This window comes from Aeromicrobium camelliae (assembly GCF_003850045.1).
Classification (GTDB): Bacteria; Actinomycetota; Actinomycetes; order Propionibacteriales; family Nocardioidaceae; genus Aeromicrobium; species Aeromicrobium camelliae.
The window spans coordinates 96,759-115,673 of record NZ_RQJX01000005.1 but is presented as its reverse complement, the minus strand read 5'-3'; the positions used below and the strand labels follow the sequence as shown (position 1 = coordinate 115,673).

18 protein-coding genes, 1 pseudogene and 1 riboswitch are annotated in these 18,915 nt (G+C 72.3%); of the genes and pseudogenes, 12 read left to right on the top strand and 7 right to left on the bottom strand.

Annotated elements, in window-relative coordinates:
- The first annotated feature begins 17 nt into the window (after positions 1–17).
- From EHW97_RS05715 to EHW97_RS05705, 3 genes are read left to right on the top strand one after another with little or no spacing between them, the layout of a single operon-like run.
- On the top strand, positions 18–866 hold the full coding sequence (locus EHW97_RS05715; protein ID WP_124236202.1) for a sulfite reductase subunit beta: 849 nt from the start codon (positions 18–20) through the stop codon (positions 864–866).
- Positions 863–1,525, top strand: a complete 663-nt coding sequence (locus EHW97_RS05710) for a precorrin-8X methylmutase (RefSeq protein ID WP_124236201.1) — start codon at positions 863–865, stop codon at positions 1,523–1,525. Before EHW97_RS05715 ends, EHW97_RS05710 begins: the two co-directional genes overlap by 4 nt.
- Positions 1,522–3,036: a precorrin-2 C(20)-methyltransferase gene (locus EHW97_RS05705; RefSeq protein WP_124236200.1), complete on the top strand. Its 1,515-nt coding sequence runs from the start codon at positions 1,522–1,524 to the stop codon at positions 3,034–3,036. The genes EHW97_RS05710 and EHW97_RS05705 overlap by 4 nt, the downstream gene beginning before the upstream one ends.
- A gap of 98 nt (positions 3,037–3,134) precedes the next feature.
- On the opposite strand, the gene cobM is transcribed toward EHW97_RS05705, so the two are convergent.
- Together cobM and cbiE are read right to left on the bottom strand one after the other, a co-directional pair.
- Positions 3,135–3,890, bottom strand: coding sequence for a precorrin-4 C(11)-methyltransferase (gene cobM / locus EHW97_RS05700; protein WP_124236199.1), 756 nt, complete (start codon positions 3,888–3,890; stop codon positions 3,135–3,137).
- A complete protein-coding gene (gene cbiE / locus EHW97_RS05695) occupies positions 3,887–5,086 on the bottom strand; it encodes a precorrin-6y C5,15-methyltransferase (decarboxylating) subunit CbiE (protein WP_124236198.1) in 1,200 nt (399 codons plus the stop codon). Before cbiE ends, cobM begins: the two co-directional genes overlap by 4 nt.
- 122 nt (positions 5,087–5,208) lie before the next feature.
- Positions 5,209–5,340: riboswitch (cobalamin riboswitch) on the top strand.
- A 47-nt stretch (positions 5,341–5,387) separates the two neighbouring features.
- Between cbiE and EHW97_RS05690 the strand changes: the two genes are divergently transcribed.
- The 8 genes and pseudogenes from EHW97_RS05690 (at position 5,388) to cobT (ending at position 13,177) form a co-directional block, all read left to right on the top strand.
- Positions 5,388–7,385, top strand: a complete 1,998-nt coding sequence (locus tag EHW97_RS05690; RefSeq protein ID WP_124236197.1) for a putative cobaltochelatase — start codon at positions 5,388–5,390, stop codon at positions 7,383–7,385.
- A 1-nt stretch (position 7,386) separates the two neighbouring features.
- On the top strand, positions 7,387–8,001 hold the full coding sequence (cobO, locus tag EHW97_RS05685) for a cob(I)yrinic acid a,c-diamide adenosyltransferase (RefSeq protein ID WP_124236196.1): 615 nt from the start codon (positions 7,387–7,389) through the stop codon (positions 7,999–8,001).
- Entirely contained in the window at positions 7,995–10,394 is a 2,400-nt protein-coding gene (cobBC, locus tag EHW97_RS05680; RefSeq protein WP_208001909.1) for a bifunctional hydrogenobyrinic acid a,c-diamide synthase/histidinol phosphate aminotransferase CobBC, read from the top strand. Before cobO ends, cobBC begins: the two co-directional genes overlap by 7 nt.
- Positions 10,391–10,597, top strand: a pseudogene (locus EHW97_RS15890) (NAD(P)-dependent oxidoreductase); the annotation flags it as partial. The gene cobBC and the pseudogene EHW97_RS15890, both read left to right, overlap by 4 nt.
- A gap of 21 nt (positions 10,598–10,618) precedes the next feature.
- Positions 10,619–11,383 carry a uroporphyrinogen-III C-methyltransferase gene (cobA, locus tag EHW97_RS05675; RefSeq protein WP_341770279.1) on the top strand — a complete coding sequence of 255 codons (765 nt, stop codon included), beginning with the start codon at positions 10,619–10,621 and terminating at the stop codon, positions 11,381–11,383.
- Positions 11,380–11,817 carry a histidine phosphatase family protein gene (locus EHW97_RS05670; RefSeq protein WP_124236193.1) on the top strand — a complete coding sequence of 146 codons (438 nt, stop codon included), beginning with the start codon at positions 11,380–11,382 and terminating at the stop codon, positions 11,815–11,817. Before cobA ends, EHW97_RS05670 begins: the two co-directional genes overlap by 4 nt.
- Positions 11,814–12,158 carry a DUF4333 domain-containing protein gene (locus EHW97_RS05665; RefSeq protein WP_124236192.1) on the top strand — a complete coding sequence of 115 codons (345 nt, stop codon included), beginning with the start codon at positions 11,814–11,816 and terminating at the stop codon, positions 12,156–12,158. Before EHW97_RS05670 ends, EHW97_RS05665 begins: the two co-directional genes overlap by 4 nt.
- Entirely contained in the window at positions 12,155–13,177 is a 1,023-nt protein-coding gene (cobT, locus tag EHW97_RS05660; protein ID WP_124236191.1) for a nicotinate-nucleotide--dimethylbenzimidazole phosphoribosyltransferase, read from the top strand. Before EHW97_RS05665 ends, cobT begins: the two co-directional genes overlap by 4 nt.
- Before the next feature lie 2 nt (positions 13,178–13,179).
- Here the strand turns inward: cobT and EHW97_RS05655 are convergent, their stop codons facing one another.
- A complete protein-coding gene (locus tag EHW97_RS05655; RefSeq protein WP_124236190.1) occupies positions 13,180–13,695 on the bottom strand; it encodes a bifunctional adenosylcobinamide kinase/adenosylcobinamide-phosphate guanylyltransferase in 516 nt (171 codons plus the stop codon).
- Between the two features lie 29 nt (positions 13,696–13,724).
- On the opposite strand from EHW97_RS05655, the gene EHW97_RS05650 reads away from it, so the two are divergent.
- Positions 13,725–14,630, top strand: coding sequence for a cobalamin biosynthesis protein (locus tag EHW97_RS05650; protein WP_124236189.1), 906 nt, complete (start codon positions 13,725–13,727; stop codon positions 14,628–14,630).
- 29 nt (positions 14,631–14,659) lie between these two features.
- Here EHW97_RS05650 and EHW97_RS05645 read toward each other — a convergent pair whose 3' ends face one another.
- The 4 genes from EHW97_RS05645 to EHW97_RS05630 form a co-directional block, all read right to left on the bottom strand.
- Entirely contained in the window at positions 14,660–15,661 is a 1,002-nt protein-coding gene (locus EHW97_RS05645; RefSeq protein ID WP_124236188.1) for a sugar phosphate isomerase/epimerase family protein, read from the bottom strand.
- Positions 15,662–15,681: 20 nt separating this feature from the next.
- On the bottom strand, positions 15,682–16,806 hold the full coding sequence (locus tag EHW97_RS05640; protein ID WP_124236187.1) for a Gfo/Idh/MocA family protein: 1,125 nt from the start codon (positions 16,804–16,806) through the stop codon (positions 15,682–15,684).
- Positions 16,803–17,669 (bottom strand): sugar phosphate isomerase/epimerase family protein, encoded by an 867-nt coding sequence (locus tag EHW97_RS05635; RefSeq protein ID WP_124236186.1) that lies wholly within the window; start codon positions 17,667–17,669, stop codon positions 16,803–16,805. The genes EHW97_RS05640 and EHW97_RS05635 overlap by 4 nt, the downstream gene beginning before the upstream one ends.
- A gap of 73 nt (positions 17,670–17,742) precedes the next feature.
- Positions 17,743–18,915, bottom strand: coding sequence for a substrate-binding domain-containing protein (locus EHW97_RS05630; protein WP_208001908.1), 1,173 nt, complete (start codon positions 18,913–18,915; stop codon positions 17,743–17,745).

Below are 18,915 nucleotides of genomic sequence, written 5' to 3'. Positions count from 1 at the left end.
CGTGGCACGATGACGCGGTGAGCACCCGCACCCGCACCGACCGCTGCCCGGGCGTCCTGCGCCCGTGGATCGCGGACGACGGCGCGCTGGTCCGGCTGCGCCTCGCCGGCGGACCGTTGCGACACCTGCACGACCTGCTCGACCTCGCCGAACGCTGGGGCGACGGCGCCCTCCACCTCACCTCGCGCGCCAACGTCCAGCTGCGGGGCATCGGCCACACCGACGGTTGTGTGCCGTCGGACTTCGTCGACGCCGTGCAGGAGCTCGGTCTGCTTCCCGCGCCTTCGCACGAGCTGGTTCGCAACATCGAGATCTCCCCGCTGACCGGCCGCGCAGGCGGGCGGGCCGACGTGCGCCCGGTCGCCGCCGAGCTCGACCGGCTGCTGTGCGCCGAGCCGGCGTTCGCCGCTCTGCCGGGACGCTTCCTCTTCGTCCTCGACGACGGCCGCGGCGACATCGCCTGGCGCCCGCTCGACCTCGGGCTCCTCGCCCTCGACGCCGCGACCGTCCAACTGCGGCTCGGCGCGGCCCACTGGGGCGCGACCGTGCCGCTGCACGCCGCCGCCGAGAGCCTCGCGGAGCTGGCGCGGCGTTTCCTCGAGGCGCGCGGCGGTGGACCGGAGGCCGTCTGGCACGTCGATGAACTGGACCACCCCCTCGCACCCGAGGCGCCTCGTGACCCACGGACCCGCGTGCAGGCCGAACCGTGGCCGTTCGGCATCATCGAGCAGCGTGACGGCCGGGTCGCCCGGCACGTCGCCGTCCCCGACGGCCGGCTCACCCGCGAGCTGGCCGCGGACCTGCCCGACGAGGTCCTCGTGACCCCCTGGCGCAGCATCGTCGTCCCCGACCTGGAGCCCGCATGACCCTCGACCGCCCGCGCCGCCACTACCACTACGTCGACGACGGCCCGGCCATCTACGTCGACTCGTTCGCCACGATCCGCGCCGAGTCCGACCTCGCCGCGGTCCCGGCCGACGCGGAGAAGGTCGCGGTGCGGATGATCCACGGCACCGGTCAGACCGATCTCACCCGCGACCTGCAGATCCACCCGCGTCTCGTCGAGGCGGCCCGCGGGGCGCTGGAGGCGGGCGCACCGATCCTCGCCGACGCCCACATGGTCGCCTCCGGCGTGACCCGCGCGCGGTTGCCGCGCGAGAACGACGTCCTCTGCACGCTGCGCGACCCGCAGGTCCCCGAGCTGGCCCGGGCGTGGGGCACGACGCGGTCGGCAGCCGCGGTGTCACTGTGGGAGCCCCGGCTCGAGGGCGCTGTCGTCGCGATCGGCAACGCGCCGACCGCCCTGTTCCACCTGCTGGAGATGCTCATCGACGGTGCGCCGCGCCCCGCCGCGATCGTCGGGGTGCCCGTCGGCTTCATCGGGGCCGCCGAGTCCAAACGGGCCCTTGCCGACCTCGCCGGCGACCACGGCATCGACATCCCGTTCGTCACTGTGCACGGCCGCCGCGGCGGTTCAGCGATGGCCGCCTCTGCGCTCAACGCCCTCGCCCAGGAGCGCGAGTGAGCGCCGGGCGGCTCTGGGGCGTCGGCCTCGGTCCCGGCGACCCCGAGCTCATCACGCGCAAGGCCGCGCGGCTCATCGCCGCCGCGGACGTCATCGCCTACCACCAGGGCACCGGCAAGCGGTCCAACGCGCGGCGGATCGCGGCCGAGCTGATCCCCGACGGCGTGATCGAGGAGGTGCTCGAGTACCCGGTGACGACGGGGACCACCGAGCATCCGGGCGGCTACGCCGGCGCCATGGCGGACTTCTACGAGGAGTGCGCGCAGCGGCTGGCGACGCACCTCGAGGCAGGACGCGACGTCGTGGTCCTCGCGGAGGGCGACCCGCTGTTCTACGGCTCCTACATGTACGTGCACGACCGGCTGTCCGACCGTTTCGAGACCGAGGTCGTTCCCGGGGTGCCTGCTTTCGCGGCGGCGACGGCCGCGGCCGCGACCCCGCTCGTGCGGCAGACCGACGTGCTGACGGTGCTGCCGGGCACCTTGCCGACGCCCGAGCTCGCCCGCCGGCTCGCCGACACGGACGGCGCGATCATCATGAAGCTCGGTCGGACGTTCGGGGCCGTGGTCGAGGCGCTGCGGCAGGCCGGGCGGCTGGACGACGCGCTGTATGTGGAGCGCGCGTCGATGCCCGAGCAGCGCTGGTTGCCGGTCCGCGACGTCGATCCCACCTCGGTCCCCTACTTCTCGCTCATCGTCGTGCCCGGTGACAGCGTCGGCGCCCGGTACTCCGACGCGACAGTGCGCGCTGTCCAGGAGGAGCGGACGGACGCGGGGGCGGCCGAACTGCTGGTCGTCGGGCTCGGGCCGGGACCAGATCGGTGGCTGACCGAGGAGGTGCGCGACGCCCTCGCGTCGGTCGACCATGTGGTCGGGTACGGGCCGTACGTCGACCGGGTGCCGCAGCGCGAGGGCCTGCAACGGCACGCCTCGGGCAACACCGTCGAGGTCGACCGGGCCCGGTTCGCGCTCGATCTCGCGGCGCGCGGCGAGCGGGTGGCCGTGGTGTCGGGTGGCGACGCCGGTGTGTTCGGGATGGCGTCGGCAGTGTTCGAGGCCGCCGAGTCGCCGGAGTACGCGCAGGTGCCGATCCGGGTCCTGCCCGGGGTGTCCGCGGTGCAGGCGGTGGCGGCGAAGGCAGGCGCTCCGGTGGGTGCCGACTTCGCGGTGGTGAGCCTCTCGGACCGGCTCAAGCCCTGGGACGTCGTGGTGAGCCGGCTCGAACACATCGCCCAGGCCGACCTCGTCCTCGCGATCTACAATCCCGCCTCGCGATCACGCACGACGCAGGTGGCGGAGCTGCGCCGGGTGATGCTCGCGCACCGCTCTCCCGAGACGGTGGTGATCGTCGGCCGCGACATCGGTCGCGCCGAGGAGTCCCTCACCGTCACGACCCTCCACGAACTGGACCCCGCGACGATCGACATGAAGTGCCTGCTGATCGTCGGCGCGTCCTCCACCCGCGTGACCTCCCGCGGCCAGGCCTGGACCCCGCGCTTCGTCCACCGCTGAGCTGCCCGCGGATTACCAGGTTACGTAGATTTCTTGTCACTTCACCGGGCGAATTCGCCCAGAGGAGTGACAGAAAACCTACGTAACCTGGTAATCGGTCAGCGGCGCTTGGAGCTGCGGTCGCGGGAGGCGGCGTAGAGGTAGGACTCGCCGGAGCCGTGGCGGGCGAGAGCGGGGCCGACGAGGATGACCGCCGCCTGACGAAGACCCGCCTGCGCGACCTGCGCCCCGATGTCGGCCAGCGTGCCGCGCAGGATCTGCTGCTCCGGCTGGCTCGCGCGGTAGACGACGACCACCGGGCACTCCGCGCCGTAGAACGGAGTCAATCGCTCGGCCAGTTCCGCTGTCCGCGTGATGGCCAGGTGCAGCACGAGCGTGGCTCCGGTGGCGGCGAAGCGTTCCAGCTCCTCGCCCTCCGGCATCGCGGTCGAACGCGCCTGCGCGCGGGTCAGGACGACCGACTGCACGAGTTCGGGGACGGTGAGCTCCGCCCCCACGAGTGCGGCGGCGGCCGCGTACGCCGGCACCCCGGGCGTGACGTCCCAGGGCACGCCGGCCGCATCGAGACGTCGCGTCTGCTCGGCGATGGCGGAGTACACCGACGGATCGCCCGAGCACAAGCGCACCACGTCGAGGCCCTGATGATGAGCCCCGACCAGCTCGGCGGTGATCTCGTCGAGGTCGAGGTCCTGGGTGTCGACGAACCGAACGCCCTCGCGGCAGTGCCCGAGCACCTCGGCGTCGAGATAGGTGCCGGCGTAGACGCACACGTCGGCCGACTCGAGCAGCCGGACGGCGCGCAACGTGAGGAGGTCCGCGGCACCCGGACCGGCGCCCACGAAGTGCACGGTCACTTGGTCACCGCCCACTGCGTCACCGCACGCGACGGGGTCCAGCCGCGGAACGAGCCGATCGGCTCGACGTGCTCGACGTGAAGGCGCGTGAGTTCGCCACCCTCATGCCGGTCGTGCCAGCGCATCAGCAGCGTCTCGGTCTCGATCGTGACGCCGTGGACGACGAGCCGTCCGGCCGGCACCAGCGCATCCCAGCAGGCGTCGAGAACACCTTCACGCGACGCGCCGCCGCCGACGAAGATCGCCTCGGGTCGCTCCAGGCCGCCGAGCACGTCGGGAGCCGCGCCCTCGACGACCTCGAGCTCGGGCACCCCGAGCCGGGCGGCGTTCCGGCGGAGCCGGCTGACGCGGACAGGGTCACGCTCGACCGCGATGGCGCGGTTGCGCGGATGAGCACGCATCCACTCGATGGCGACCGATCCGGCGCCCGCGCCCACGTCCCACAGCAGTTCGCCGGGACGCGGCGCGAGCCGGGACAGCGTACTCGCGCGGATGTCGCGTTTGGTGATCTGGCCGTCATGCTCGAAGGCGTCGTCGGGCAGCCCGGGGATGCGGCTCCACCAGTGGCCGGCGCCGCGGCACTCGACCGCGAGGACGGTGAGGGGAGGCGTCTTGCCGTGCCACGTCCGCGCGCTGGAGGACCGGCGCGACTCCGTCGGACCACCGAGGTCCGACAGCGCGGTGATCTCGCTCTCGCCGAAGCCTTCCTCAGTGAGGATCGCGGCCACGTGCGTGGCGGTCGTGCCATCGGCCACGAGGATCAGGAGGCGCGCGCCCGGTTCGAGGTGCCGCAGGAGCCGGTGCGCGTGACGGCCGACGAGGCTGACCCACGTGGTGTGCTCGGCCGACCATCGCATCGCGGCCCGCGCCAGCGCGATCGACGACACCGCCGGGATGACGTCGTGCACGCCCTCGGGCCCGAGCAGGTCGACGAGGGTGGAACCGATTCCCGAGACGAACGGGTCGCCCGACGCGAGCGCGACGACCTCACGATCACCGAGTTCCGACAGCAGGGCGGGAAGCCCCTCACGCAACGGCGACGGCCACTCCCGCCGCTCCGCCGCGACGTCCTCGGGCAGCAGTTCGAGGTGCCGCGCCCCGCCGAGCACCACATCGGCGGCGAGCACGGCGTCACGGCCACGGGCGGTGAGCCCCTCCCAGCCGTCGGCTCCGATTCCGACCACGGTCAGCGTCATGCCCGCCACTGTAACGAGCACCCGCCGCACCGCAGCCCGCGCTCAGGGAGCCGGGCGGAAGGCGCCGCGCCGTGCCCAGAACGCGGGCAGGGTCGGGGAACGGGGCCGTCGTGGGCTACGCTGACCGCACACCTGCGCGAGGTGCCCCCTTGTGGGGAGAATCTGGGAATCCGGTGCAAGTCCGGAACAGGGCCCGCTGCGGTAACTCGTCTCTGACGGGAAGTCCGAAGACCGGCCTCGCGCCTGTGGGGCGGCGCGACCGCGTCGTCCGAACCATTGGCAGAACGAGCGGGAGCCCCACATGCCAGTACGTTTTCCTTTCTGTGCCGTGGCCGGTGCCGACGACATGGCGCTCGCCCTCACCCTCACCGCGATCTCGCCCGACGTGGGCGGCGTCCTCGTGCGCGGCGAGAAGGGCACCGCCAAGTCGACGATGGTGCGAGCGCTCGCGGCAGTCCTGCCGCCGATCGAGGTCGTCGCGGGTGACCGGTTCAGTTCCGATCCGCGCGATCCGCACGCGCTGAGCCCCGACGGCCCCTTCGGTCCCGCCGCCGAGACCGAGCAGCGGCCGGTGCGGCTCGTCGAGCTGCCGGTCGGAGCAACGGACGATCGCGTCCTCGGCTCGCTGCACCTGCAGACCGCGCTCGCGGAAGGACGGGCCGAGTTCGAACCGGGACTCCTCGCCCGCGCCCACCGCGGCATCCTCTACGTCGACGAGGTCAACCTGCTGCACGACCACCTCGTCGACCTGCTCCTCGACGCCGCCGCGATGGGCCGCGTCACGGTCGAACGTGACGGGGTCTCGGTCGAGTACGCGGCACGCTTCGTGCTCGTCGGCACCATGAACCCCGAGGAGGGCGAGCTGCGACCCCAGCTCCTCGACCGCTTCGGCCTCACCGTCGACGTCGCTGCCCCACGGGATCCGGAGTTGCGCGCGGAGATCGTCCGGCGCCGCCTCGCGTTCGACGCCGATCCCGAGGGCTTCGCCGCCCGTTATGCCGACGACGAGCGCGAGCTGACCGAACGCATCGCCGCGGCCCAGAAGCTGCTGCCCGAGGTCGCGCTGACCGACGCCGCGCTCACCCGCATCGCCGAGATCTGCGCCGCGTTCGACGTCGACGGCATGCGTGCCGACATCGTCACGGCGAAGACCGCTGCCGCCCACGCGGCGTGGCAGGGGCGCACCACGATCGAACGCGAGGACATCGCCGTGGCCGCGCGCCTCGCGCTGCCGCATCGGCGTCGCCGCAACCCCTTCGACGCTCCCGGCATCGATCAGGACCAGCTCGACGACCTGCTCGGCGACGACGACCCGGACACCCCGGACGACCCCGCTCCCGACGATGACGGCCCGGGTGGCGGTGGCACCCCGGACGCCGGAGGCGACGGACAGCCCGACGACGGCGGCGAGGCTCCGGCTCCGCCTCCCACCCCCAGCGGCAACGACGGCGAGCCGAACGCGCCCGCGCCGACGTCGCAGGTGCAGGCGGGTGACGCCCAGCGCGCCCGCACGTTCCGCGTCGCCGGTGTCGGCCGCGGCCAGGCGGGACGCCGTTCCCGGGCGATCACCGACACCGGCCGTCGCATCGGCGCGACGGCGGCGACCGACGGCGGCGTCATCGACCTCGCCGCTACCGTGCGGGCCGCGATCCCTCACCAGTCGTCCCGCGGCCGCACCGACGGTCGTCTCCACCTCTCCCCCGACGACCTCCGGGTCGCCGTGAAGGAAGGGCGCGAGAGCAACCTCGTGCTGCTGTGCGTGGACGCCTCCGGGTCGATGGCCGCACGCAAGCGGATGACGCAGGTCAAGACGGCCGTCGTCTCGCTCCTGCTCGACGCCTACCAGCGCCGCGACAAGGTCGCCCTCGTGACGTTCCGGGGTGACTGCGGCGAGCTCGTCCTCCCGCCGACCGGCTCGGTGGACGTGGCGAAGGCGCGACTGGACGACGTCCCCGCCGGCGGCCGTACCCCGCTCGCCGAAGGACTGCTGCAGGCCGCCGACGTCATCCGTCGCGAGAAGCTGCGCGACCCGCGCCGCCGTCCGCTGCTCGTCGTCGTCACCGACGGGCGCGCGACCCATGGGACCGACGCCGTCGCGCGGTCCCGCCAGGTCGCCGCTCACCTCGCGGACGCGGGCGTGCACGCGCTGGTGGTCGACTGCGAGACCGGACGCTTCAGCCTGGGGCTGGCGCGAGACTTGGCCGCGTCGCTGCAGGCCGACTACGTGCCGCTGGGCGAGGTGACGGCCGACGGCCTCACCGCCGCGATCAGCGCGCACCTGCCGGAACGGGCGGCCTGACATGCCGAAGGGACAGCCGCTCGTCGTTCCGGACGACGGGCTCACGACGCGACAGCGTCGCAACAGGCCGCTGCTGATGGTGCACACGGGCCCCGGCAAGGGCAAGTCGACCGCCGCCTTCGGACTGGGCATGCGTGCCTGGAACCAGGGCTGGCGCATCGGCGTCTTCCAGTTCGTCAAGTCGGCCAAGTGGCGTGTGGGCGAGCAGTCCGTACTCGAGACGCTTGACGAGGTGCACCGCACGACCGGCCAGGGCGGCCCGGTCGAGTGGCACAAGATGGGCTCGGGTTGGTCCTGGTCGCGCAAGCAGGGCAGCGAGGACGACCACGCCGCCGCGGCCGCCGAGGGCTGGGCCGAGATCAGCCGCCGGCTGGCGCGCGAGGAGCACGACCTCTACATCCTCGACGAGTTCACCTACCCGATGAAGTGGGGCTGGGTGGACGTCGACGAGGTCGTCGCCACGCTGCGCGACCGGCCCGGCCGGCAGCACGTGGTCATCACCGGCCGCGACGCCGATCCCCGTCTCATCGAGGCGGCCGATCTCGTCACCGAGATGACCAAGATCAAGCACCCGATGGACGTCGGGCAGAAGGGCCAGCGGGGGATCGAGTGGTGACCTCGCTGCCGCGGGTCGTCATCGCCGCCCCGGCCTCGGGGCACGGCAAGACCACGGTCGCGACCGGGCTGATGGCCGCGCTGCGCCGCTCCGGGCACGAGGTCAGCGGCCACAAGGTCGGTCCGGACTACATCGACCCGGGCTACCACGCGCTCGCGACCGGACGGCCGGGCCGCAACCTGGACGCGCACCTCGTCGGCGAGGACCTGCTGGTGCCGTTGCTGCTGCACGGTGCTCGTGATGCGGACGTCGCGGTCGTCGAAGGCGTCATGGGCCTGTTCGACGGGCAGATCGGCGGTCGCGGTTTCGCCTCCACCGCCCACGTCGCCGCGCTCACCCGCACCCCTGTCGTGCTGGTCGTCGACGCCTCCCACGCCTCGCGCTCGATCGGCGCGCTCGTGGCCGGCATGCACGCCTTCGACCCCGAGGTTCCCGTCGCCGGCGTCATCGTCAACAAGGTCGGCTCGGACCGGCATGCGCGCGAGGTCGTCGACGCCATCGATCTTCCGGTGTTGGGCGTGATCTCGCGCGATGACGGCATCGTCGCGCCCTCGCGCCACCTGGGCCTGGTGCCGATGGACGAGCGCGACGACGCCGCCGCGGCGCTGGACCGGCTCAGCGAGCGCATCGCCGCGACCGTCGACCTCGACCACCTCCTCGCCATCGCGCGCACCGCTCCGGACCTCGACGCCGAGCCCTGGACCCCGGACGTCACTCCCGTGGCGGGGCGTCCGAGGATCGCCGTCGCCGGCGGTCGCGCCTTCACCTTCCGCTACGCCGAGACCGAGGAACTGTTGTGCGCCGCCGGGGCCGAGGTCGTCACCTTCGATCCGCTCGAGGACCGGGACCTCCCGCACGGCATCGACGGGCTGTACCTCGGCGGCGGCTTCCCAGAGGTCCACGCCGCCGCGATCGCGGCCAACACGCCGATGCGGTCGGCCGTCCGCGAGGCCGTCCTCGACGGCATCCCCACGGTCGCCGAGTGCGCCGGACTCCTCTACCTGTGCCGGTCGCTCGACGGCGCACCGATGGCCGGGGTCCTCGAGGCGGACGCCCGGATGACGGGCCGGCTCACCCTCGCGTACCGGCACGCCACCGCGCCCGCCGACTCGGTGCTCGGCTCCGCGGGAACGGCGGCGACCGGGCACGAGTTCCACCGCACGCACGTCACGCCCGAGCACGGCCCGATCGCGGCGTGGACGTCCGACGACCGCAGCCTCGGATTCGCCTCGTCCTCGTTGCACGCGTCCTACCTGCACCTGCACTGGGCCGGGACGCCCCACGTCGCCCAAGCCTTCGTGCAGGCCGCGGCACACGCCACGGCTCGACCGGCGGGACATCACGCCACGCGTCCGGAACGCCGCGAGCTCGACCCCGCGGCCGCCCCGGCCGATCCGCTCCGGCACCACGGCGACGTCGAGGCGGCCGATGGGCGGCTCGACTTCGCCGTCAACGTCTCGACCGAGCCCCGCCCCGAGTGGTTGAGCGAGGCGCTGGCCCGAGGGGTGACCGGATCGGACCGCTACCCCGACGCCCGACCCGCCGCCAGGGCGATCGCCCACCACTTCGCGCGCCCGCTCGAGGAGGTGCTGCCGTCCGCCGGGGCCGCCGAGGTGTTCGGCCTGGTGGCACGTCTGCGCGCGTGGCAGCGGCCCACGATCGTGCACCCCCAGTTCACGGAGCCCGACGTGGCTCTGCGCCTCGCGGGCCACGAGCCCACCCACGTCGTCCTCGCCGCCGAAGAGTTCGCGCTCGCCCCAGATGCCGTGCCCGAGGACGCCGATCTCCTCGTCATCGGCAACCCCACGAACCCCACCGGCCGTCTCCATCGCGTGCGCGAGCTGGAGGCGCTGCGAAGGCCGGGGCGACTGCTCGTGGTCGACGAAGCCTTCATGGACGCCGTACCCGGCGAACCCGAATCGCTCGCCGCCCGATCCCTTCCCGACGTCCTGGTCGTCCGCAGCCTGACCAAGCTGTGGGCGATGCCCGGCATCCGGGCCGGGTTCGCGCTCGGACCGGCCGAGGTGATCGCGGATCTGCGCGCGCTGCAGACACCGTGGTCGGTGTCGGCGCCGGCGATCGAAGCGATGGTCGCGTGTCATCGTCCCGAAGCGACCGCGGAGGCCACGGCCCGCGCGTCACGCCTGGCTCGATGGCGCGCCGTCCTCGTCGACGGCCTCGCCGAGCTCGGCGTGCCGACCGTGCCCTCGCAAGCCCCCTTCGTCCTCGCCCAGGTCGGGTACGGGATCCACGCGAAACTGGCCTCGGCGGGCTACGCCGTGCGTCGAGCCGACACCTTCCCCGGTCTCGACGATCGCTGGGTCCGCATCGCGGTCCGTCCCCCCGAGCTGACCCGCAAGCTCCTGACCGCCCTGAGAATCGAGCTGTCATGACCTACTCCCTGTCCGTCGCCCAGCGCCACGTCGTCCTCGTGGGCGCCGGGCCCCGCACCGCGGCCACGATCGCCGAACTGCGCACCGAGGGCGCCACGGTAACGGTAGTCGCCGAGGCGCTTGACGCGACCTTGGAGGACCTTGCCGACCGCGGCCACGTGCGGTGGGCGCGGTCCCTCGGCCCCGATCTGATCGCCAGTGCCGACGTGCTGATCCGCGAGACGGTGGCCGGTCCTACCGACCAGCACAGCTCGACGGCGCTCGGCTCGGTCACCCTCGTCGGCGGAGGACCGGGCGATCCGGGCCTGATGTCGCTCGCGGGACGAGAAGCGATCGAGAAGGCGGACGTGATCGTCACCGACCGGCTGGTTCCGCACGCCGTGCTCGCCTGGGCCGGACCGGATACCGAGATCATCGATGTCGCTAAGGTGCCGCACGGCCGCTTCACCCCACAGCAAGAGATCAATCGGATCCTCGTGGAGGCGGCCAGGTCAGGTCGACATGCGGTGCGGCTCAAAGGTGGCGACAACTTCGTCTTCGGACGAGGCGGCGAGGAACTGCTCGCCTGCGCCGAGGCGGGTGTCCCCGCACGGGTCATCCCCGGCTTGAGTTCCGCACTCGCCGTCCCCGCGGCGGCGGGGATCCCCCTCACCCATCGCGGCCTCACCCAAGGTTTCACGGTGGTCTCGGGACACGTTGCGCCCGACGATCCCACGAGCAGCGTGGACTGGGACGGGCTGGCCACGGGCGGACTGACCATCGTCGTGCTCATGGGCGTGCGGCAACTGGGCGCCATCACCCGGCGACTTGTGGCGGCCGGCATGGCGTCCTCGACGCCGGCCGCGATCATCGCCGACGGCACCCTGCCCTCCCAGCGGGTGGTCCGCTCCACCGTCGCGACACTGGCCGACGCGGCCGCGGCCGAGGGGATCGGCGCCCCCGCCATCACGGTCATCGGCGCGGTCGCCGCCCTGGAGCTCGCGCCGTGATCATCTGGCTGCGGCACGGCCAGTCCTCCTGGAACGCGGCCGGCCGGATGCAGTACGACGCCTTGCATCCGGAGTTGACCGACCAGGGCCGCACGCAAGCTACCGCCGCCGCATCCCAGCTGTGCGGACGGGGGATCACGGCACTCTGGTCCTCCCCCGCCGTGCGCGCTCAGCAGACCGCGGCCATCATCGCGCCGGAACTGGGACTGGACGTGATGACGAGCGACCTGCTGCTGGAGCAGTCGGCGCGCGAGACCACGGCCGACGTCGCGGATCGGATCGCGGACTTCACCGCGCAGCTCTCCGCCGCCGACGTCACGCTGGTGGTGAGTCACGGCGACGTCATCGCCATCGCCGCCGAACTGCTCGCCGGCCAACGGCCCGGCATCCTGCCGAACGCCCACTGGATCGAGACCCCGGGAGGTCCCGCATGACCCGCACCGCACGTTCCCTGTCCGCCCTCGTCCTGATGCTGTCGCTGTCCGCTTGCTCCATTTCCGTCAACGCCGGCTCCACGACCGAGCCGGCGGACAAGGTGGCCGGCGTCGCGATGGACGCCCTCGAGAGCGAGGTCGGTCAGCGCCCCGATGAGCTCGACTGCGGCGACGACGACATCACCATCGAGGACGGCACCGAAGTGGACTGCGTCCTGACGCACCAAGGTGTCTCGTTCGACGCCACCGTCACGATCGACGACGTCGAAGGGTCGGACTACACCGTCAACGTCCAGGTCGCCGACACTCCCCGCTCGTCGTCTGAGGAGGACCCGTCGTGAATCAGCCCGATCCCATCACCCCACCGTCCGCGGCAGCGCGCGCCGCTGCCCAGGAGCATCTCGACGCTCTCGCCGTCCCGCGAGGAGCGCTGGGCCGGCTCGGTGAGCTGGGCGTCTGGCTCAGCGCGGTGCAGGACCAGGTCCCGCCCGCCGTTCCCGAGAACGTCCGCGCGGTCGTCTTCGCCGGCGATCACGGGGTCGCCGAGCACGCGGTGTCGGCCTACCCGCGGGAGATCACGCCGATGATGGTCCGGGCCTTCGTCGCCGGTACCGCGGGGGTCGCGGTGCTGGCACGGCAGCACGGTGTGGCACTGCGCGTGCTCGATCTCGCCGTCGACGACGACCTCGACGACCTCGAGGTCAGCGCGTACAAGGTGCGGCGCGGCAGCGGGGCGATCCACCTGGAGGACGCGTTGACCGCCGAGGAACTCGACCGCAGCCTCGAGGTCGGAGCGACGGTCGCGGCCGAGGAGATCGCCGCCGGCGCGCAGCTGCTGATCAGCGGGGACATGGGGATCGGCAACACGACGCCCGCCGCGGCGCTCATCGCCGCGAGCTTCGGCCTGCCTGCTGAACTCGTCGTGGGACGCGGGACCGGCGTCGACGACGCCGGACTCGCCCACAAGACCGCGGTCATCGCACAGGCACTCGCCCGGCATGGCGAGAACGACGACCCGAGGCGGACGCTTGCCGCGCTGGGATCCGCCGACATCGCGGCGTCGGCGGGCTTCATGGCAGCGGCGGCGGAAGCCGGCGTGCCGGTCGTGCTCGATGGTCTCATCGCGGTCGCGGCAGGCGTCATGGCCGAGCGGCTCACGCCGGGGGCCGCGGCCTGGTTCGTCGCCGGGCACCGCTCCACCGAGCCCGCGCAGTCGCTCGCGCTGGAGAAGCTCGGACTCGCGCCCGTACTCGATCTCGATCTTCGTCTCGGTGAGGGCAGCGGAGCGGTCGCGGCCGTGCCGCTGCTGCGCTCGGCCGCGCGGCTCATGAACGAGGTCGCGCGGCTTGACGCGCTGTGAGCTCAGAGCGTCAGCACGCGCCCGGCGATGACCAGCGCGACGGTGTCGCAGTCGGCCGCGAAGCGCTGGTTCACCCACCCGAGCGCGTCACGGAAGACGCGGCCGGAGCGGTGCGCCGGGACCACGCCGAGCCCGACCTCGTTGGTGACCAGCACGACATCGCCGTCGTAAGCGGCGACCGCCTCGAGGGCGGCATCGAGTCGCGGGGCCAACGCGTCCTGCCAGGTCCGAGACTCCCACGCAGCGAGTTCGTCGAGTTGAGCGGTCGCCCAGGTGCCGAGGCAGTCGACGAGCAGCGCACCCCGCGCGGCGGCGACGGCGCGTGGCAGGTCGGTCTCCTCGATCGTCACCCAGGAAGCGGGACGGCGTGCCCGGTGGGCCGCGATGCGCAGCTCCCAGTCAGCGTCGTCGTAGCGCGGGCCGGGGGCCACGTACGTCACGGCCGGAGCGTCCGCGAGCAACGACTCGGCGTGAGCCGACTTGCCCGACCGCACGCCGCCGGTGACCAGGGTCCTCATGGATCGTCAGCGTACTGCGGGAGGGCCGGATGAAGGACCGCGCCGCCGGGCTCCTCGCCGGGTATGCACTCGACCGGTGGCTCGGTGACCCGCGGCGCTTCCACCCCGTCGCCGGTTTCGGCCGGATCGCCGCGAGCCTCGAGCGACGGACCTACGCCGACTCGGTCGGGCGCGGTTCCCTTCACGCCGCCCTCCTCGTCGCCGCCGCCGGCGCCGTCGGCGTGGTCGCCGAGCGCCGGCACCGTTTTCTCGCGACGGTTCTCACGACCTGGGCGGTTCTCGGCGGACGGTCACTCGAACGCGAGGCGACGACGATCGGCGCGTTCCTCGAAGCCGGCGATCTCCCCGCCGCGCGTCGCCGCCTCACCCACCTCGTCGGGCGCGACCCGAGCGGCCTGCCCGAGGACGAGGTGGCCCGCGCGGTAGTGGAGTCGGTGGCCGAGAACACCTCCGACGCCGTCGCCGCTCCCCTGGTGTGGGGCGGGATCGCGGGCGCGCCGGGGCTGCTGGCGTATCGGGCCGTCAACACGCTCGACGCCATGATCGGGCACCGGAACCCCCGCTATGAGCGCTTCGGCAAGGCGGCGGCGCGCGCCGACGATGTCGCCAATCTGCTGCCCGCCCGGCTCGCCGCCGTCCTCACCGCGCTCTGCGGACCCGATCGTCGGGGGGCGCTACGTGCCTGGCGACGCGATGCCGCCGGCCACCCGAGCCCGAACGCGGGACCCGTGGAAGCGGCCTTCGCCGGCGCGCTCGGCATCCGCCTCGGTGGCACCAACGTCTACGGCGAACGGATCGAGCACCGACCGACCCTCGGCGACGGCCGCGCCGTCACCGCCGGGGACATCGCCCCCGCAACGCGCCTCGCCCGTCGGGTCGGCCTCGGCGCGGCGCTCGCAGCAGCGGGAATCGCCCTCAGCCGCCGGCGTGCGTAGCCGTCGTGCTCGCCGCTGCAGTCGCGGCGTCAGCCTTGGTCGAAGGCGGAGTCGAAGGAGGCGGCGGGCGGCTCGAAGTCGAAACGGCGCAGGTACTGCAGCGCTTCGGGGGCACCTTGGAGACGGTCCATGCCGGCGTCCTCCCACTCGATGGAGATCGGGCCGGTGTAGCCGATCCGACCCAGCGCGCGGAAGGCGTCCTCCCACGGCACGTCGCCACGTCCCGCGGACACGAAGTCCCAGCCACGATGCTGATCGCCCCACGGCAGATGTGACGAGAGGATCCCGTTGCGGCCGCCGCCCATCCGCATGCGGGTGTCCTTGCAGTCGACGTGGTAGATCCGGTCGGCGAAGTCGGTGATGAACGCGACCGTGTCGATCCCCTGCCAGACCATGTGGCTCGGGTCCCAGTTCAGGCCGAAGGCCTCGCGGTGGCCGATCGCCTCCAGCGTGCGCACCGTCGACCAGTAGTCGTACGCGATCTCCGACGGGTGCACCTCGTGCGCGAACCGCACACCGCACTCGTCGAACACGTCGAGGATCGGGTTCCACCGGTCGGCGAAGTCCTGGTAGCCCGCGTCGATGCGGCTCGCGGGGACCGGCGGGAACATCGCGACGTACTGCCAGATCGACGACCCGGTGAAGCCGACCACGACGTCGACACCCATCGCGCGGGCCAGCCGCGCGGTGTCCTTCAACTCCTCGGCCGCACGCTGGCGCACGCCCTCCGGGTCGCCGTCGCCCCACACGCGCGGGCCCACGATCGAGCGATGACGCTCATCGATCGGGTCGTCGCACACCGCCTGGCCCTTGAGATGGTTGGAGATCGCCCAGCAGCCGAGACCGTGGCGGTCGAGGATCTCCTTGCGGCCGGCGATGTACTCCTCGTCGTTCCAGCGCGAGGCGTCGAGGTGCTCGCCGGACACGGCGATCTCGAGGCCGTCGTAGCCCCAGCCCGCCGCCAGTTCGGCGACCTCCTCCAGGGTGAGGTCGGCCCACTGGCCGGTGAAGAGCGTGAAGGGTCGGGTCATCGTGGTCTCCTTCGCGGTGGTCAAGAAGCCGAAATGGTCTCGTGGCGGTCGGCGGCGGTGCGCTCGACGGCGTCGAGCACCTGCTGCACCGCCAGGCCGTCCTCGAACGACGGGGTCGGCGCGGTGCCCGTACCGATGGCATGGAGGAACTCCGCGGCCTGGGTGGTGAACGTGTGGTCCCACCCCAGCACGTGGCCCGGCGGCCACCACGCGTCGAGGTAGGGGTGGTGCGGCTCGGTGACGAGCACCCGGGTCCCGCCGTCGCCGGTGTCGACCCACAACTCGTTCAGGCGCTCCAGGTCGAACGTGAGGGAACCGCGCGATCCATAGAGTTCGAGCCGCAGCCCGTTCTTGCGTCCGAAGGCCATGCGGCTGACCTCCACACTCGCCACCGCTCCCCCGGTCAGGCCGAGCAGCGCCCAGGCGGCGTCGTCGACGGTGACCTGCTCCGGGCCGTCGGCCCCGGGACGCGTCGGGACGAAGGTCGCCAGGTGCCCCTCGACCCAGGAGATGTCGTCCGCGGTGAGGAACCGCAGCAGGTCGACGACGTGCGATCCGAGGTCGCCGAGCACACCGGAGCCGGCCTGCTCACGGCGCAGGCGCCAGGTCATCGGCGCCTGATCGTCGGCGAGCCAGTCCTGCAGGTACGCGGCGCGGATCTCGCGGACCGCGCCGATGCGCCCCTCGGCGACGAACGAACGCGCGAGCTCCAGCGCAGGCACCCGCCGGTAGTTGAAGCCGACCATCGACTGCACGCCGCGCGCGCGTGCCGAGGCTGCGGCCTCGACGAGTCGCTCGGCCTCACTCGTGCTGTTGCTCAACGGCTTCTCGACGAGCACGTGCTTGCCGGCCTCGAGCGCGGCCAGCGCGATCTCGTAATGCAGGTGACCGGGCGTGCACACGTCGACGACCTGGATGTCGTCACGCTCCAGCACGCGCCGCCAGTCGGTCTCCGTCTCCTCCCAACCGAACTGGTGCGCCGCCTCGCCGACGCGAGCTGCGTCCCGGCCGACCAGCACCCGACGAGCGACCGGCGGGACGTCGGGGTAGAACGCGCTGACGTTGCGCCAGGCGTTGGAGTGGGCCTTGCCCATGAAGGAGTGACCGACGACGGCGACTCCCAGGGGCGTTGGGGCAGGACTCATGAGATTCCCCCGTTGCGGTGTGCGGTGAGCTCGCGCAGGAACGCGAGGCCGTCGCGGGCCAGGTCGTCCTGCGTGGGTGCCAGCGGCCGCCAGATGGAGGCGGCGGTGGCGATGGTCGTGTTCTCGGAGGTGAAGCTCTCGATGACGAGTGGGCCGTCGTAGCCGGCGTCGTCGAGGGCGTCGAGGATGGCCGGCCAGTCGGTCTGATCGTGGCCCGGCGCTCCTCGGTCGTTGCCGCAGACCTGCACATGGACCAGATGCTCGGCTGCGGCGGTGATCGCGGCGGCGGAGGAGCGTTCCTCGATGTTGAGGTGGTAGGTGTCGAGCGCGAGCCCGAGCGAGGGACCGAGGAGCCCGTCGAGCCCGGTGAGCGCCTGTTCGACCGTGTTGACGAGGGACGTCTCGTACCGGTTGAGCGGCTCGATGCCGAGACGGACGCCTCGGCGTTCGGCGTGCTCGACGACGGGAGCCAGATGGGTGCGCCAGGTGGCGTAGGTCTGATCGCGTTCATCAGGCGTCATGGACCAGACCCGCCCGGTGGCCGCGTAGAAGGGGCCGCAGACGCTGCGCGCCCCGATGTCGGCCGCCAGGTCGACGCACGCGCGCAGGTACTCCTGCGTGCCCTCGACGGCGCCGGGTTCGATGAGGTCGCGGCCGGGTGCCATCGCGCCCACGACACACGGCATCAGGCCGGTCCGTTCCAGTGCGGCGACGACCCGCTCGGCCGACAGGTCGCCGGCCTGCTCGAGCGGCAGCTCGACCGCGTCGAAGCCGAATGCGGCGACGGCGTCGAGGGTCGCGTCGAGGACGTCGTCGGTCAGCGGCGACCGCCAGACCCAGGTGTTGATGCCGATGGGGCGCACGGCGCCTCCCTTCGTGTCCGTGGTGAGCAGGGGGCGGCTGCGGCGGGGATCGCCCGCCGCAGCCGCTCGTGAATCAGCGGTCCTGCCAGGCCTGCGGGAAGCCCGGAAGGTCCTCGCCGCCGAACTTGGCGTAGTGACCGTCGGGCATGCCCTCGTTGGCCGCGAGGTACTCGCCGCGATCGTCCTCGGTGATCGGCGACTGCGGGAGCACCCACTCGGTCGGGATCTCCTCACCGGCGAAGATCTTCTGCACCGCGAGCAGCGGCGTACGCCACTGGAAGTTCGAGTAGACCGGCGCGAGACCCGTCAGACCCGTCTCCTCCCACTTGCGCAGGAAGCTCATCTCGTCCTCACCGGTCATGACCGGGTAGTCGACACCGGCGTCCTCGAACGCCTCGATGGCCGCGACGGCACCGTCACCGGCGTCCATCCAGATGCCGTCGACCTGGCCCTGATTGATGGCGTCGGTGACGATCTGCTTGATCTTGGTGGGATCGGCGTCGGTGAAATGGTCTTCGGCCTCGATGCCGTTCTCCTCGAAGATCTTCTCGGCGGCGGCCCAGCGGGTCTCCAGCACGTCGACGCCCGGCAGGATGCGCAGCGCGATGACGCGGTCGCCCTCCTCCAGGTTGTCGACGAGGAAGTTGGCCGTGTCGATGCCCCACGCGTAGCCACCGATCGGGTGGATGAACGTCGTCGGGCAGTCGGTCTCGACGCCACGGTCGAAGATGACGACGGGCTTGCCGGTCTCACAGGCGCGCTCGACGGCCGGCGTCATCGCGGCCGTGGAGTTCGGCGAGATGACGAAGGCGTCGCAGTTGCCCTCGTTGATGAAGTAGTCGATGTCGGCGATCTGCGTGTCGTCGGAGTCCTGGGCGTCGCGCGTCTCCATCTCGGAGATGACGCCCTGCTCCTGCAGGACCTGCAGCTGCTGCTGCATCGTGATCCAGCCGGTCTGCCGCCACGGGTTGCTGATCGAGGCGTTGGCGAAGCACACCTTCTTGGGGCCCTCGGACGCGAACTCGGAGGTGTCCGTCATGTCGCCTTCGAGGTACTGCAGCCACGGCTCGCTCTCGTCACCCTGGAAGGTCGCGTCGCGCTGCTCGTTCTGACGGTCGAAGTCGGCCTGGACGAACCACTCGGTGTCCTGGTTTCCGCCGTCGTCGCCGGAGTCGGAAATCTCGTCGGTGCTGCAGCCGGCCAGCACGACGAGCGCGGCGGCGGAGGCGAGGGCCCCCGCTCTCAT